General features: G+C 60.7%; 12 protein-coding genes and 3 tRNA genes. All 15 read left to right on the top strand.

The window, feature by feature from the left end; all coding sequences use genetic code 11:
• The first annotated feature begins 37 nt into the window (after positions 1-37).
• The 15 genes from CKW17_RS27990 to CKW17_RS28060 all read left to right on the top strand — a co-directional run bounded on the left by CKW17_RS27990 (position 38) and on the right by CKW17_RS28060 (position 16,263).
• On the top strand, positions 38-2,692 hold the full coding sequence (locus tag CKW17_RS27990) for a FimV/HubP family polar landmark protein (protein ID WP_095123122.1): 2,655 nt from the start codon (positions 38-40) through the stop codon (positions 2,690-2,692).
• A gap of 266 nt (positions 2,693-2,958) precedes the next feature.
• Entirely contained in the window at positions 2,959-3,783 is an 825-nt protein-coding gene (truA, locus tag CKW17_RS27995; RefSeq protein WP_176470134.1) for a tRNA pseudouridine(38-40) synthase TruA, read from the top strand.
• A gap of 65 nt (positions 3,784-3,848) precedes the next feature.
• Positions 3,849-4,475: a phosphoribosylanthranilate isomerase gene (locus CKW17_RS28000; RefSeq protein ID WP_095123125.1), complete on the top strand. Its 627-nt coding sequence runs from the start codon at positions 3,849-3,851 to the stop codon at positions 4,473-4,475.
• 204 nt (positions 4,476-4,679) lie between these two features.
• Positions 4,680-5,600, top strand: a complete 921-nt coding sequence (gene accD / locus CKW17_RS28005) for an acetyl-CoA carboxylase, carboxyltransferase subunit beta (protein WP_016984535.1) — start codon at positions 4,680-4,682, stop codon at positions 5,598-5,600.
• Positions 5,597-6,904 carry a bifunctional tetrahydrofolate synthase/dihydrofolate synthase gene (gene folC, locus CKW17_RS28010; RefSeq protein ID WP_095123127.1) on the top strand — a complete coding sequence of 436 codons (1,308 nt, stop codon included), beginning with the start codon at positions 5,597-5,599 and terminating at the stop codon, positions 6,902-6,904. The genes accD and folC overlap by 4 nt, the downstream gene beginning before the upstream one ends.
• The gene (locus CKW17_RS28015; RefSeq protein ID WP_095123128.1) at positions 6,888-7,544 is read left to right on the top strand and encodes an SPOR domain-containing protein; all 657 of its coding nucleotides are present in this window, start codon (positions 6,888-6,890) and stop codon (positions 7,542-7,544) included. Before folC ends, CKW17_RS28015 begins: the two co-directional genes overlap by 17 nt.
• A 98-nt stretch (positions 7,545-7,642) precedes the next feature.
• Complete coding sequence (locus CKW17_RS28020) at positions 7,643-8,203, top strand: CvpA family protein (RefSeq protein WP_007913461.1); 561 nt, start codon at positions 7,643-7,645, stop codon at positions 8,201-8,203.
• Between the two features lie 41 nt (positions 8,204-8,244).
• Positions 8,245-9,750: an amidophosphoribosyltransferase gene (purF, locus tag CKW17_RS28025; protein ID WP_016984539.1), complete on the top strand. Its 1,506-nt coding sequence runs from the start codon at positions 8,245-8,247 to the stop codon at positions 9,748-9,750.
• Positions 9,751-9,823: 73 nt separating this feature from the next.
• Complete coding sequence (locus CKW17_RS28030) at positions 9,824-11,035, top strand: O-succinylhomoserine sulfhydrylase (RefSeq protein WP_095123129.1); 1,212 nt, start codon at positions 9,824-9,826, stop codon at positions 11,033-11,035.
• Positions 11,032-11,808 carry an SDR family oxidoreductase gene (locus tag CKW17_RS28035; RefSeq protein WP_077571931.1) on the top strand — a complete coding sequence of 259 codons (777 nt, stop codon included), beginning with the start codon at positions 11,032-11,034 and terminating at the stop codon, positions 11,806-11,808. The genes CKW17_RS28030 and CKW17_RS28035 overlap by 4 nt, the downstream gene beginning before the upstream one ends.
• A gap of 215 nt (positions 11,809-12,023) precedes the next feature.
• A tRNA-Val gene (locus CKW17_RS28040) sits at positions 12,024-12,099 on the top strand.
• Between the two features lie 55 nt (positions 12,100-12,154).
• Positions 12,155-12,231 (top strand) — tRNA-Asp (locus tag CKW17_RS28045).
• 93 nt (positions 12,232-12,324) lie between these two features.
• Positions 12,325-12,401: transfer RNA gene (locus CKW17_RS28050), tRNA-Asp, on the top strand.
• A gap of 498 nt (positions 12,402-12,899) precedes the next feature.
• Entirely contained in the window at positions 12,900-15,731 is a 2,832-nt protein-coding gene (locus CKW17_RS28055) for a xanthine dehydrogenase family protein molybdopterin-binding subunit (protein WP_095123131.1), read from the top strand.
• Positions 15,724-16,263: a (2Fe-2S)-binding protein gene (locus tag CKW17_RS28060; protein ID WP_077571933.1), complete on the top strand. Its 540-nt coding sequence runs from the start codon at positions 15,724-15,726 to the stop codon at positions 16,261-16,263. The genes CKW17_RS28055 and CKW17_RS28060 overlap by 8 nt, the downstream gene beginning before the upstream one ends.
• Positions 16,264-16,265: the final 2 nt, after the last annotated feature.

Below are 16,265 nucleotides of genomic sequence, written 5' to 3' on the forward strand. Positions count from 1 at the left end.
TCGCTGGCCGAGGAACGTTCAAACAAAGGATGAGGCTATGGTTCAAGTTCGCAAACTGGTGTTAGCAATAGCGGCCGCCTCGGCGCTGTCCTCCGGTATGGCGCATGCCCTCGGGCTCGGGGAGCTGACCCTGAAGTCGACCCTGAACCAGCCGCTGGTGGCCGAGATCGAGTTGCTCGACGTCAAGGATCTCACCGCTGCCGAAGTGGTGCCGAGCCTGGCTTCACCCGAAGATTTTGCCAAGGCCGGCGTCGATCGCCAGGCCTTCCTCAACGATCTGACCTTCACTCCGGTGCTCAACGCCAGCGGCAAAAGCGTGCTGCGCGTCACCTCGAGCAAGCCGTTGTCGGAACCAATGGTTAAATTCCTCGTGCAGGTGATGTGGCCGAATGGCCGTCTGCTGCGCGATTACAGCGTGCTGCTCGATCCTTCGAAGTTCTCGCCACAGACCGCTGATGCCGCCGCACAACCGGCGCCGTCGCAGACCATCGCTGCGCCCACCACTGGCGCTACGCACTCGACGCAATACACCACCACGCCGCGCGACACCTTGTGGGAAATCGCCGCGAAGGCGCGCAATGGTGGCTCGGTGCAGCAGACCATGCTGGCTATTCAGGCCCTGAATCCGGATGCGTTCATTGGCGGCAACATCAACCGTCTGAAAACCGGTCAGGTGCTACGTCTGCCGGATTCGGTACAAAGCACTGCATTGCCGCAGTCAAAAGCGATTGCCGAGGTCGCGGCGCAGAACGAAGCGTGGCGCACGGGCCGTCGTTATGTGGCCAAGCCCGGCGCCGGTCAGCAGCAGCTCGATGCGACCAACCGTGGTCGCGGCAATACTGCTGGTGCACAGAACGCCCAGGACAATCTGAGCCTGGTCTCCGCCGAAAGTGCCAAGGCGCGCGGCAAAGGCCCGGCAGGTGACGCCCAAGCCTTGAGCAACAAGCTTGCGGTCACTCAGGAAAACCTCGACACGACTCGTCGTGACAACGAGGAACTGAAAAGCCGCATGTCCGATCTGCAAAGTCAGATGGACAAGCTGCAAAAACTGATTGAGCTGAAGAACAATCAACTGGCGAAACTGCAGGCTGAAGGGGCGGGCGCTGCGCCGGCCGCGAACGGTGCAGTCGCACCAGTTCCGGCGATCACTGCTGAGCTGGCTGCCACACCGCCGGCTACTCCTGCAGAAGCAGCGCCGACGCCAGAATCCGCCATTGCGCCACCTGCCGAGACGCCGGTTGAGCCAGTGGTCGAACCGGTTGTCGAAACCAAGCCTGCCGCCGATGATGAAAAGACCTTCAACGAGCTGCTGACCAATCCGATCCTGCTGGGTCTGGTCGGTGGTGGCGCCGTCGTTCTGCTGCTTCTGCTGTTGCTGCTGGCGCGTCGCCGCAAAGCCCAGCAGGAAGCCGAAAAACACATGCGCATGGCCCGTGCTCTGTCGGAAGAGCAAGAGTTCTCCGCCGAACAGGATCTGCCGGAAAGCAGCTTCGAAGGCCTGGAAGCTCCGGCGGCAAGCGTCAAGCTCAACACCCCGGCGCCTGCTCCTGCTCCAGTCGTGGCTCCGGTAGTGGCGCCAATCGTGATGGCTGAGCCGATTGCCGCGCCGCTGGTGGCACCGGCCGCCGAGCGTTCCGATGACGTGCTCGACAAGGCGCAATCGCACATCAACGCCGGTCGCCTGAATCAGGCCGCCGCGCTGCTCGAGGAGGGCGTCAGCCTGGAGCCGCAGCGCAGTGATCTGCGTCTGAAGCTGATGGAAGTCTACGGTCAGCAGGGCGATCGCGATGCGTTCGTCGGTCAGGAGCGTCAACTGGTGGCCAATGGCGACAACTTCGCCAAGGTCGAAGAGCTGAAAAGCCGCTTCCCGGCCATGGCTGTCGTGGCTGCTACTGGTCTGGCCGCTGCTGCGGTGGCTGCCGAGCTGGACGCGCAATACGTCAAGGAGCTGCTGCTCGATGAGCCAGAAGCACCTGCGCCGACGCCAGTGGAAGATGATCTGGACAGCGCGTTTGATCTGAGTCTGGACGATCTCGACAACATCACCCCGGTCGAGCCCGCGCCAGTGGTTGAGCCTGAAGCCCCGGTCGAGCTGGATGAATTCCCGTCTGACGACGACCTGAGCTTTGAATCGGTGCTGCAACAGCAGACCGAGATCAAGGAGAACCTGGACGACCTGTCGGACTTCGACCTGGATATGGACCTGGGGGCCGAGCCGGCGCCTGCGGTTGATCTGGCGGACGATGACTTCCTGCTGGATCTGGACGAAGGCGTGAAGGATCTGCCTCCGTTCGAGGCGCCGGTGGTGGCTGACGTGCCACAGGATGATCTGGAGCTGCCGGCCGATTTCGACCTGTCGCTGGCCGACGAAATGGACAGCAATCCTGCGGCCGAACCCGATGCGTTCGCGGCCGAGCTGGATGACGTCAACGCCGAGCTGGATCGCCTGTCGCAGAGCATTGCCGAGCCGACCTTCACCGAAGCCGATGCGGCAATCGGTGGTGATCTGGGCGAAGACGATTTCGACTTCCTCGCCGGCACCGATGAAGCCGCGACCAAGCTTGATCTGGCCCAGGCCTACATCGATATGGGCGACAGCGACGGTGCGCGCGACATCCTCAACGAAGTGTTGACCGAGGGTGACGAGAAACAGCGTGGCGAGGCCAAGGACATGCTGTCGAACCTGGTGTAAGTCCAGCGGTAAACGAAAGCGGCAGCCCATTGAGGCTGCCGTTTTTGTTTGGGCCGGATTCAGTGGTGTCTGAAGGATTGCTATCGCGAGCAGGCTCACTCCTACATTTGGAATGCGTTCCCCTGTAGGAGTGAGCCTGCTCGCGATAGGGCCAGAACTGCCAATAGAGAGTTCTGGCATCCCTGAACCACAGCCTTATAATGCCCGCCTTTGCACAAACAGCAGGCTGTCCCACCTTGGCAAATATAGATAACCCGGTCGCCGAAATGGCCCCCGACGGCTTTTACCGCGTCGCGCTGGGCGTTGAGTACAAAGGCTCGCGCTACAGCGGCTGGCAGCGTCAGTTGACGGGTGTGGCGACGGTGCAGGAAGAGCTCGAAAAAGCCTTGTCGAAAGTCGCCAACTCGCCGGTTTCGCTGCAGTGCGCCGGGCGCACCGACGCCGGCGTGCATGCCTGCGGGCAAGTGGTGCATTTCGATACAACCGTCGATCGTTCGCTGAAAGCCTGGGTCATGGGCGCCAACATCAATCTGCCCCATGACATCAGCGTCAGTTGGGCGCGGGTGATGCCGGCGCATTTTCACGCGCGCTTCAAAGCCATCGCGCGGCGCTATCGCTACGTGATCTACAACGATCAGATTCGCCCGGCGCATCTCAACGAAGAGATTACCTGGAACCACCGTCCGCTGAACGTCGAGCGTATGGCCGAGGCCGCGCAATACCTGATTGGCACCCACGATTTCAGTGCGTTCCGCGCCGGCCAGTGCCAGGCCAAGTCGCCGATCAAGAAGATGCATCACCTGCGCGTGACCCGTCACGGCAAGATGATCGTGCTCGACATCCGCGCCAATGCGTTCCTGCATCACATGGTGCGCAATATCGCCGGTGTGCTGATGACCATTGGTGCTGGCGAGCGTCCGGTGGAGTGGATGAAGGAAGTGCTGGAAAGCCGCGAGCGTCGTTCTGGCGGCGTCACGGCGCATCCGTACGGCCTGTATCTGGTGCAGGTCGAGTACCACGACGAATTCCCGTTGCCCGAGCGTTTTATCGGGCCACATTTCCTTACGGGTTTCTCCGAACTTGACGGCTGACGCCCTCGAACGCTTTTGTTACCATCCGGGACTTTCCCGGTTTCTGCCTCGGAGTTTTTCTCGATATGTCAGCCGTTCGCAGCAAGATCTGCGGGATTACCCGCATAGAAGATGCGCTGGCTGCCGTTGAGGCCGGGGCGGATGCGATCGGGTTCGTGTTCTACGCCAAGAGCCCGCGGGCGGTGACCGTGCAGCAGGCGCGGGCGATCATCAAGGCGTTGCCGCCATTTGTCACCACTGTGGGTCTGTTCGTTAACGCCAGCCGCTGCGAGTTGGGGGAAATCCTCGATGCCGTGCCGCTGGATCTGCTGCAGTTCCATGGCGATGAAGTCGCTGAAGAATGCGAAGGCTGGCATCGTCCGTATATCAAGGCGCTGCGGGTCAAGGCTGGCGACGATATTGCGGCAGCGGTTGATGCCTATCCAAGCGCCAGTGGCGTGCTGCTCGACACCTACGTCGAGGGCGTGCCCGGCGGAACCGGTGAGGCCTTCGACTGGTCATTGATTCCGCAGGGTCTGAGCAAGCCGTTGATTCTCGCGGGTGGTTTGACCCCAGAGAACGTCGCAGGCGCCGTGGCCCGGGTAAAACCCTACGCGGTAGACGTCAGCGGTGGGGTAGAGGCGAGCAAGGGCATCAAGGATCACGCAAAGATTCACGCGTTCATCAAAGCGGTACGCAAAGCGCCATATTGATGTGACGGCTGGCAGTCTGCCGCCGTCCATCAATGCACTTGCACAAAGCAGGCGCGGCTGAGGGTTTCTGGATCGCACGCAGGTCATGTTTCGCGCTGACCGTGGCGTTCCACCAATCATCGCCACACACATGAATTTAGCTCAAGGGCATACGCGGGGCTGCGAACCAGAGCGTTCGGGCCGCCGGTACTGGAGAAAGAAAGCATGAGCAACTGGTTAGTAGACAAACTGATCCCTTCGATCATGCGTTCCGAGGTCAAGAAGAGCTCGGTGCCTGAAGGTCTTTGGCACAAATGCCCGTCTTGCGAGGCGGTGCTGTATCGTCCAGAGCTGGAAAAGACCCTGGACGTTTGCCCCAAGTGCAACCATCACATGCGCATCGGCGCACGTGCGCGCATCGACATCTTCCTCGATGCCGAAGGTCGCAACGAACTGGGCGCCGATCTGGAGCCGGTTGACCGCCTGAAGTTCCGCGACGGCAAGAAGTACAAGGATCGCCTGACCGCTGCCCAGAAGCAGACTGGCGAAAAAGACGCGCTGATCTCCGTCAGCGGCACCTTGCTGGGCATGCCGGTGGTGGTTTCGGCGTTCGAATTCAGCTTCATGGGTGGTTCGATGGGCGCCATCGTTGGTGAGCGCTTCGTGCGCGCCGCCAACTACGCGCTGGAAAACCGCTGCCCGATGATCTGCTTCGCCGCCTCCGGTGGTGCGCGCATGCAGGAAGCGCTGATCTCGCTGATGCAGATGGCCAAGACTTCGGCTGTGCTGGCGCGTCTGCGTGAAGAGGGCATTCCATTCATCTCCGTACTGACCGACCCGGTCTACGGTGGTGTTTCCGCGAGTCTGGCGATGCTTGGCGACGTCATTGTCGGTGAGCCGAAAGCCCTGATCGGCTTCGCCGGTCCGCGCGTTATCGAGCAAACCGTGCGTGAAAAACTGCCGGAAGGTTTCCAGCGCAGCGAATTCCTGCTGGAGCACGGTGCAATCGACATGATCATCCACCGTCAGGAACTGCGCCCACGTCTGGGCAACCTGTTGGCACAAATGACTGGCAAGCCGACGCCGAAATTCGTCGCCGCGCCAATCGAGCCGATCGTGGTTCCGCCGGTCCCTGCTGGCCTATGACCGAGCGCACCCTTGGCGAATGGCTCGCCTACCTTGAGCAGTTGCATCCTTCGGCCATCGACATGGGTCTGGAGCGTTCACAACAGGTAGCGTCCCGCATGGGGCTGGGCCAGCCGGCGCCTCGGGTGATCACGGTCACCGGCACCAACGGCAAGGGTTCCACTTGCGCTTTCGTGGCTTCATTGCTGCGCGCGCAGGGCCTGAGCGTTGGTGTCTACAATTCTCCGCACCTGCTGCGTTACAACGAGCGAGTGCAGCTCAATGGCGTCGAAGCCACTGACGCGCAGCTGTGTGAAGCCTTCGCTGCGGTCGAGGCCGGGCGCGGCGACACTTCCCTGACTTATTTCGAAATGGGCACCCTCGCGGCGTTCTGGCTGTTTCAACAGGCCGGGCTCGATGCGGTGGTGCTGGAAGTCGGGCTGGGCGGGCGTCTGGACACGGTCAATGTGGTTGATGCCGATATCGCGCTGGTCACCAGCATTGGCGTCGATCATGCCGATTATCTCGGTGATACCCGTGAATCCGTGGCTTTCGAGAAGGCCGGAATTTTCCGCCAGGGCAAGCCTGCCTTGTGCGGCGATCTGAATCCTCCGCAACCGCTGCTCGACAAGGCGCGTGAACTGGCCTGTCCGTTCTTCCTGCGTGGGCGTGACTTCGACCTCGGCATTACCGATCAGCACTGGCAATGGCGCGGCACCGATGCGCAAGGCAAGGTCGTCGAGTTGCGTGACTTGCCGTTGCTCGATCTGCCAATGGAAAACGCCGCGCTGGCGTTGCAGGCGTATCTGCTGGTCGGTTTGCCGTGGAATGCGCAGCAGATCGTCGCAGCGTTGCAGGCCACTCGTGTGGTCGGGCGGCTGGATCGCCGCTCGTTCGAGTGGAACGGCAAGCGTCTGAATCTGTTGCTGGATGTTGGTCACAACCCGCATGCTGCCGAGTATCTGGCCCGTCGTCTGGCCTCGCGGCCACCGGTCGGCAAGCGACTGGCGGTGTTTGGTCTGCTGGCGGACAAGGATCTGGATGGTGTTGTCAGCGAATTGAATGCTAGTGTCGAGCATTGGGCCGTTGCACCGCTGGATTCGCCGCGCGCACGTCCAGTGGCTGAATTAAACGCTGCATTGCAGAACCTTGGCGCTGCGGTCACGTCTTACGACAGTGTCGCCGCCGCCCTGGAAGGGCAGTGCGCGGTGGCGACCAGCGACGACGAGATTCTGTTGTTCGGATCATTTTATTGTGTCGCCGAGGCCCTTGAATGGCTGGCCCGGCGCTCCACGGAGGAAGCGGCAAATGGCTTTGCTGGATAAAGCGTACAAGCAGCGCATGGTTGGCGCTCTGGTGCTGGTTGCGCTGGCGGTGATCTTCCTGCCGATGCTGTTTTCCCGTCAGGATGAACAGCGTCAGGTGACCGTTGAGGCGCCGGCGTCTCCGCAGGCGCCTGCCATGCCGCAGATTCAGATGGAAACGGTTGCAGTGCCTGAACCGAAAGCCTTGCCGCAAGAACCTGTGCCAACGGACGAAGAAGTCGCCGAAGACACGGCGCCTGCTGCGCCCGTTGCACCGGCACCGGCACCAACAGCGCCCATTATGATCACCAAGCCTGCTGCGCCGCCCGCGGTGGCCAAGCCGATTCCGGCACCTGCTCAGCCGATCACTGCGTCCTCGACCAAGCCAGACACCACGCAAAGCCGCGTCGATGCCAACGGTCTGTCGGTGAGCTGGTCGGTGCAACTGGCCAGTCTGTCGAGCCGCGCCAGCGCCGAAAGCCTGCAGAAAACCCTGCGCAGCCAAGGTTATAACGCCTACATCCGCTCTGCCGAAGGCAAAAATCGGGTGTTTGTCGGCCCGCTGATCGAGCGTGCCGAGGCTGATCGTCTGCGTGATCTGTTGGGTCGTCAGCAGAACCTCAAGGGGTTTGTCGTGCGCTTCCAGCCTGAGCGCGGTTAAAAACTATCGTCTCGATTGAAATGCACTGACAATCGCAGCTTACCGAGAGGCATGCGCTCTGCTAAAATGCGCCGCCTTATCCGTCTGTAGGCTGCACTGTGCCATTTACCTGGGTTGACTGGGCGATCGTTGCAATCATCGCCATCTCCGCTTTGATCAGTTTGAGCCGCGGCTTCGTCAAGGAAGCATTATCGCTGGTGACCTGGATCATCGCAGGAGTCGTCGCCTGGATGTTCGGTGGTTCACTGTCCGAGTACCTCGCCGGATACATCGAAACCCCATCGGCTCGCGTGATCGCGGGCTGTGCCATCATGTTTGTCGCCACACTGATCGTGGGCGCAATGATCAATTATCTTATCGGCGAGTTGGTTCGCGTCACCGGGTTGTCCGGGACCGATCGATTCCTCGGCATGGCCTTCGGCGCTGCGCGTGGCGTGTTGCTGGTGGTCGTGGCGGTCGGGCTGTTGAGCCTGGGGCCGGTACAGCAGGACGGGTGGTGGAAAGAATCACAGCTCGTACCAAAATTTCTATTGGTCGCTGATTGGTCCAAAAACCTGATTCTCGGGTGGAGCAGTCAGTGGCTTGCCAGCGGAATCAGCGTACCCGCTGATATTCCGTTCAAGGAGCAACTCTTGCCGTCGGCGAAAACGCCTCAGTGAGTGTTGTTCAGTTCAGATCCATTAAGTAGGGGTTGCGTCGCATGTGTGGCATCGTCGGTATCGTCGGTAAGTCGAACGTCAATCAGGCGCTGTATGACGCGCTAACCGTGCTCCAGCACCGCGGCCAGGACGCTGCCGGTATCGTGACCAGCCATGATGGCCGGTTGTTCTTGCGCAAGGACAATGGTCTGGTGCGTGACGTGTTTCAACAGCGTCACATGCAGCGTCTGGTCGGTCACATGGGTATCGGCCACGTCCGTTACCCGACCGCGGGCAGCTCGACGTCGGCCGAAGCTCAGCCGTTCTACGTCAACTCGCCTTACGGCATCACCCTGGCGCATAACGGTAACCTGACCAACGTTGAGCAGTTGGCCAAAGAGATCTACGAATCCGATCTGCGTCACGTCAACACCAGTTCCGACTCGGAAGTGCTGCTCAACGTGTTCGCGCATGAGCTGGCCCAGCGCGGCAAGCTGCAACCGACCGAAGAAGACGTGTTTGCCGCGGTGACCGACGTGCACAACCGTTGCGTCGGCGGTTACGCCGTCGTGGCGATGGTGACCGGTTACGGCATCGTCGGTTTCCGTGACCCGCACGGTATTCGTCCGATCGTGTTCGGCCAGCGTCACACCGACGAAGGCGTCGAATACATGATCGCCTCGGAAAGCGTTTCGCTGGACGTGCTCGGTTTCACCCTGATTCGCGACCTGGCACCGGGCGAAGCGGTCTACATCACTGAAGACGGCAAGCTGCACACCCGTCAGTGCGCGACCAACCCGTCCCTGACTCCATGCATTTTCGAGCACGTCTACCTGGCGCGTCCGGATTCGATCATCGACGGCGTGTCGGTCTACAAGGCCCGTCTGCGCATGGGCGAGAAGCTCGCCGAGAAGATCCTGCGCGAGCGTCCAGAGCACGACATCGACGTGGTTATCCCGATTCCGGACACCAGCCGCACTGCGGCACTGGAACTGGCCAACCACCTGGGCGTGAAATTCCGCGAAGGTTTCGTCAAGAACCGTTACATCGGCCGTACCTTCATCATGCCGGGCCAAGCGGCGCGGAAGAAGTCGGTACGCCAGAAGCTCAACGCCATCGAGCTGGAATTCCGCGGCAAGAACGTGATGCTGGTCGACGACTCGATCGTGCGTGGCACCACGTGCAAGCAGATCATCCAGATGGCCCGCGAAGCCGGCGCGAAAAACGTCTACTTCTGCTCGGCAGCCCCAGCGGTACGCTTCCCGAACGTGTATGGCATCGACATGCCAAGCGCCCACGAACTGATCGCACACAACCGTTCGACTCAGGACGTGGCGGATCTGATCGGTGCTGACTGGCTGATCTATCAGGACCTGCCTGACTTGATCGAAGCGGTCGGTGGCGGCAAGATCAAGATCGAGAACTTCGATTGCGCGGTGTTCGACGGCAAGTACGTTACCGGCGACGTCGACGAGGCTTACCTGGACAAGATCGAACAGGCACGCAACGATGCCTCGAAGGTCAAGACCCAAGCGGTCAGTGCGATCATCGATCTGTACAACAACTGAGTTTCTACCGGCCCTGAGGGGCCGGTTTTGTATCTGACTTTCAATTTTCGAGAACAGGGCAAGGAGTGACAGCATGAGTCAGGAATGGGATGCCGGTCGGCTGGACAGCGACCTCGAAGGCGTAGCGTTCGATACCCTGGCCGTACGTGCCGGTCAGCACCGTACGCCGGAAGGCGAGCACGGTGATCCGATGTTCTTCACCTCCAGCTACGTGTTCCGCACCGCCGCCGACGCGGCAGCGCGGTTTGCCGGGGAAGTGCCGGGCAACGTTTACTCGCGTTACACCAACCCGACCGTGCGCGCGTTCGAAGAGCGCATCGCCGCGCTGGAAGGCGCCGAGCAAGCCGTTGCCACCGCAACCGGCATGGCCGCGATCATGGCGGTGGTGATGAGCCTGTGCAGCGCCGGCGATCATGTGTTGGTTTCGCGCAGTGTGTTCGGTTCGACCATCAGCCTGTTCGAGAAGTACTTCAAGCGTTTCGGCGTGGAAGTCGATTACGTTCCGTTGGCCGATCTGTCGGCCTGGGATGCGGCGATCAAGCCCAACACCAAGCTGCTCTTTGTCGAGTCACCTTCCAATCCATTGGCTGAGCTGGTCGATATCACCGCACTGGCGGAAATCGCGCACGCCAAAGGCGCGATGCTGGTGGTCGACAACTGCTTCTGCACACCAGCGTTGCAGCAGCCGCTGAAAATGGGCGCAGATATCGTCGTGCACTCGGCGACCAAATTCATCGACGGCCAGGGCCGTTGCATGGGCGGTGTGGTAGCCGGTCGCAGCGAACAGATGAAAGAGATCGTCGGCTTCCTGCGCACCGCCGGCCCAACCTTGAGCCCGTTCAACGCGTGGATCTTCCTCAAAGGTCTGGAAACCCTGAACCTGCGGATGAAGGCGCACTGCGCTAACGCCCAGGAGCTGGCCGAATGGCTGGAGCAGCAGGACGGCATCGAGAAGGTGCATTACGCCGGTCTCAAGAGCCATCCGCAGCACGAACTGGCCCAGCGTCAGCAGAAGGGCTTCGGCGCTGTAGTGAGTTTCGAGGTCAAGGGCGGCAAAGAGGGCGCGTGGCGCTTCATCGATGCGACTCGCCTGATTTCGATCACCGCTAACCTCGGCGACAGCAAGACCACGATCACCCACCCGAGCACCACCTCCCACGGCCGTCTGGCGCCGCAGGAGCGTGAGGCGGCGGGCATCCGCGACAGCCTGATCCGCATCGCCGTCGGTCTGGAAGACGTGGCGGATCTGCAAGCCGACCTGGCGCGCGGTCTGGCAGCGCTGTGATCGAGTTGTCCACTCCGAAAGCCGGTACCCATGGCCGCGTTGCGCTGGTCACGGGGGCCGCGCGCGGTATCGGTCTGGGGATTGCGGCATGGCTGATCAGCGAAGGCTGGCAAGTGGTGCTGACGGATCTGGATCGTGCGCGCGGTTCGAAAGTGGCGAAAGTCCTGGGCGAAAACGCCTGGTTTATCGCCATGGACGTCGCCGATGAGGGCCAGGTTGCGCTCGGTGTTGCTGAAGTGCTGGGGCAGTTTGGTCGTCTCGATGCGCTGGTGTGCAACGCGGCGGTCGCTGATCCGCACAACATCACGCTCGAAAGTCTCGACCTGGCTTACTGGAATCGCGTGCTGGCGGTGAATCTCAGCGGGCCGATGTTGTTGGCCAAACACTGTGCGCCGTACTTGCGCGCGCACAACGGTTCGATCGTCAATCTGGCCTCGACCCGAGCGCGGCAGTCGGAGGCGGACTCCGAGGCCTATGCGGCGAGCAAGGGTGGCTTGCTGGCGCTGACGCATGCGCTGGCGATCAGTCTGGGTCCGGAGATTCGTGTCAACGCGGTCAGTCCGGGCTGGATCGATGCGCGGGATCCTTCTGCGCGCCGAGCAGAGCCTTTGGCCGATGCCGATCATGCTCAGCATCCGGCGGGCAGGGTAGGGACGGTTGAAGATGTGGCGGCGATGGTCGCCTGGTTGCTGTCGAGGAATGCCGGGTTTGTTACCGGGCAGGAATTCGTGGTCGATGGCGGCATGACGAAAAAGATGATCTACAGCGAGTAGATCGCCTTTTTCTCTGAGTTTGCGTTGAATCAACTGACGCCTTCGCGAGCAGGCTCGCTCCCACATTTGGAATGCATACCCCTGTGGGAGCGGGTTTGCCCGCGAAAGCGGTTTTGCAGGATTGAAGCAATTTCGTCTTTTTTAGAAAAACTTCAATCCTGCTATTGACTTAGGTTCGCTACCTGCGTAAATTTCGCGGCCTCGGAGATGCAAACGGGTGATTAGCTCAGCTGGGAGAGCGTCTGCCTTACAAGCAGAATGTCGGCGGTTCGATCCCGTCATCACCCACCACTCCCGAGAAACTTGCGTAAGCAAGAACGTAGGCTGAAAGTGCCTGCACCGACGCGCAGCGGTAGTTCAGTCGGTTAGAATACCGGCCTGTCACGCCGGGGGTCGCGGGTTCGAGTCCCGTCCGCTGCGCCATATTTTACGAATCAGGCTTGTCTGGTTCGCGATTGCAAAGCACCGAAGCTTGCAGTCAAAACGAGTTACTTGAGCGCAAGCTCAAAGCGATACGCAGCGGTAGTTCAGTCGGTTAGAATACCGGCCTGTCACGCCGGGGGTCGCGGGTTCGAGTCCCGTCCGCTGCGCCATATCTGCTCCAAGGACCACTGAACGCCTTGAAGCACCGAAAGCAACCCTTGGTTGATTCGGAATCGATAGCAAAGACCCTGGTCGAAAGACCGGGGTTTTTTGTGTCTGAAATTTGGCTACTCTTGTTTTTTCTCCCCCTATCCCCGAATCCAAAGCAAATCTCCATGTGGGAGCGAGCCTGCTCGCGAAAGCGGTGTGTCAGCTAATAATGTGCTGGCTGACAGTACGCCTTCGCGAGCAGGCTCGCTCCCACAAGGGGGATATCTATTGGTTCGGTAATCTGCTGCGGTCTCACGTCGCATTGATTTTTTGATTCTTTAGTCAAATTTTTGTAACTGGTTGTTTGCTGCGAGCGCAGAAACCTTTAAAGTTAACCTTTCGGTCAGCTTTGCACTGTCAACACGCCCTTTGTTTCGCCAAAGAGGGCTTCTGCAAGACTCGAGATTCCCCAGTAGATAACCAGAAGGGCGGACACATAACCGCCCAGAGGATGATCCATGTCCAACCGTGATATATCCCGGCGCTCGTTCCTCCAGGGCGGGCTGGTGGCGGGTGTGAGCGTCACGCTCACGCCGCTCAGCAGTCAGGCGCTGGCTGCCTTGATGGAAAACACTGTCACCGTGCCGTCCGAGAAATGGCTCGGCAACAACGGCAAGGCGCGTCAGCGTAACGACGCACTGTCCAAGGTCTGCGGCAGCAAAGTCTTTGCCCGCGACATCCGTTCCAAGGACATGCCGGGCTGGCCTGAGCAGCAAGGCCACGCCATGCTGCTGAAAACCACCAAGGCTGACCGCATCTACGCCGGTTACGACCTGTCGTGGCTCGGCGCCGATTTGCAGCCGGACCGCATCGTCACCGCCGCGGATCTGGACAAGGACGGCATCGTCTTCCCGGAAGAGCACGCGCCGGATCCACTGCTGCCAGAAGGCAAAGTGCCGATGTTCATCGGTCACCCGGTGGCGATCCTGATCTGGAATGACTTCGAGCGTTTCCGTCAGGCCAAGAACAAACTCAAATTCAATGACAAAGCGATTCGTTACGGTGCCCAAGTGCCGTTCTACGAAGGCGACCCCTACGGCAGCTTCCGCTATGTGCGCGTTGGCGGCGCGACCTCGGCTGATGAAGATGAGTTCGCCAGCCTGAAGGACTCGATCCTGTTCCCGATGCTGAAGAACCGTCGTCCGGTGTGGAATTCCCAGCCGAACCTGCACGGCAACCTGACCGAGCGCGGCCTGTTCTACGCCGACCGCATGAAGCAAGAGATCGATGCGCCGCCGGACAACTGGCTGGTATTCGACGAGCGCTACAAGACCCCGTCGATCGAGCCGGCCGCAATGGAGCCGGACAACGGCAATGGCTGGTACGACCCGAAGACCAAGACCCTGCATTTCGTGGTGGCGACCCAGTGTCCGCTGGAAGCAGCGACCGAGACCGCGAAAATGATCGCGCCGTCGCGCTTCGGCCTCGACAACCTGAACATGCACCCGGGTTACACCGTCGGTTACGGCTCAAAAGACCACAACATCTTCGTCTACTACGCAGCCCTGGCCGCGCTGTACGGCGCCGGTGTGCCTGTGCGCTTGGCTAACGACCGCTACGAGCAGTTTCAGAGCGGCATCAAGCGTCACCCGTTCGACATCCGCTACCAGTTGGCCGTGGACAAGAACGACTACACCTTCAAGATTTTCCGCGCCGAAATGAGCGTCGACGGTGGTGGCCGAATCAACTACAGCCCATCCGTAGCGGCAGTGGGCGCCACGGCGGCGCAGTCGATCTACTACATGCCGCAGAACGACCTGCAAGTCACCGCTTACCACTCGCGTGGCGTTGAGGCCGGTTCTATGCGCGGTTACGGCACCCTGCAAAGCATGGCGGCGACCGAAATGATGGTCGACGAAATCGCCAATCGCCTTGGTGTCGATGCCATCGACCTCCGTCGCAAGAACGCCCTGCGCTCGGGCATGAAAAACACCCAGGGCGCGATCCCCGCCGGTGCCTTGCGCCTGCACGAGATCCTCGACAAGGCGTCGGTGCACGAAGTCTGGAAAAACCGTGACGCGATCAAGAAACAGCGCGAAGCCGCAGACCCGGATAACTGGTACGGCGTCGGTTTCGCCATCTGCCAGAAAGACTTCGGCACCGGTTCCGAAGCGCCGATGGCAAGTATCGAATTCACTGCCGACGGTCGCATCACCCTGCGCCACATCGGTATCGAAATCGGCACCGGCATGTCCACCTCGCAAGCCCTGGTCGTGGCCGATTTCCTCGGCAGCCCAGCGCACGAAGTGAAGACCGGCGAAACCGAATGGAAGGAAATGCAGCTGATCACCAGCGGCAACCCTTACATCATGAGCCAGGCCGAGCAAGACAATCTGCTGCGCAATCCGCGCTGGGTCGGCAAATTGGCCTCGGCTTCGTCCGCGACCAACTCGGCGTACTACTTCAGTCACGCCACCCGTGAAGCGGCACGCGTGCTGTTCAACAACGGCTTGTGGCCGGCGGCCATGGAAATCTGGCGTCAGGGTCCTTACGGCGGTCAGGCCAACCCTTACGTCGTGCGTCGCGAAGATGCGCACTGGGTTGACGGCAAGCTCACCGCCAACGGCATGCAGCCGTTGAGCTTCGAAGAGCTGGCCAAACACGCTCACGAGCGTGGCCTGGTGACCGGCGCCACCGTTCACGCATTCAACCGCTGGAGCTGGGCCGAGGCCGAATACAGCATCGACGGCGTGCGCGAGCGTCTGCCGCTCGATGGTCTCGCCGTGAAATACGGTGACGGCGCGCCGAAAGCGAAGAAAGCGTTGATGACCACGTCTGGTTTCCACCTGCTGGATCGGCAGAACATCAATTACCCGGTTGTGCAGTTGAACAACGCTGCGGTGACTTACTACAGCCCGGTCGCGACGCTGGTCGAGCTGAAGGTCAATAAGGGTTCTGCCGAGGTCGAAGTGCTCAACCACCATTCGTGGGTCGAGTGCGGTCGTGTGTTGGTCGAAGAACTGGTCAAGGGCCAGCTCGAAGGCGGTATCGCCATGGGCATCGGCCACGCCTTGATGGAAGAGATGCCTCTGTACGAAGGTGGACCGGGGGAGGGTGACTGGAACTTCAACCGTTACCGTCTGCCGATGGCGCGTCACGTTGCCGTGTGGAAGCAGACGTCGGAGATTCTCCCGGCGCTGTCGCCAAGTGATCCGTCGAAAGGCATCGCCGAAGTGGTGATGATCCCGGTTGTCGGGGCCATCGGTAACGCCGTGGCCCACGCCATCGGTAAACGTGTTCGCGATCTGCCAATCACTGCTGCGCGCATCAAGGAGGCCCTCAATGGCTAACCGTCCGCTTCAACTGACCCTCAATGGTCAATCCGTCGGCCCGGTGGACATCCCTGATGACCTGCCGATGATCGACTACCTGCACGAATACAAAAACCTCACCGGCTCGCGTCTGGGCTGCGGTCAGGGTATCTGCCACGCCTGTGTGGTGATCGTCGACAACCCGGACGGCACCAGCGAAGAAGTGCGCACCTGCATCACCGGCGCGCATTACTTCGAAGGCAAGAAAGTCCGCACCATCGAAGCTCACGCCAAGCGTGATGAGGCGGGCCAGGTCACCGAACTGAACCCGATCCAGCAGCGCTTCGTCGATGAGTTCGCGTTCCAGTGCAGCTACTGCGCGCCGGGCTTCGTCAACGCCGCGACCGTGCTGGTCGAGAAGCTGCAGCGCCAGCCGATCGTGCAGAGCAAGCTCGAACAAGTCATCGAGGACAGCCTCGGCCACCACGTCTGCCGTTGCACTGGGTACGTGCGTTATTACAACGCCACCCGCAACGTGCTGACCGATCTCGGCCTGGTCAAGGAGGGTTAAGC

The organism is Pseudomonas sp. Irchel s3f10, from assembly GCF_900187515.1.
Taxonomy (GTDB): Bacteria; Pseudomonadota; Gammaproteobacteria; order Pseudomonadales; family Pseudomonadaceae; genus Aquipseudomonas; species Aquipseudomonas tensinigenes.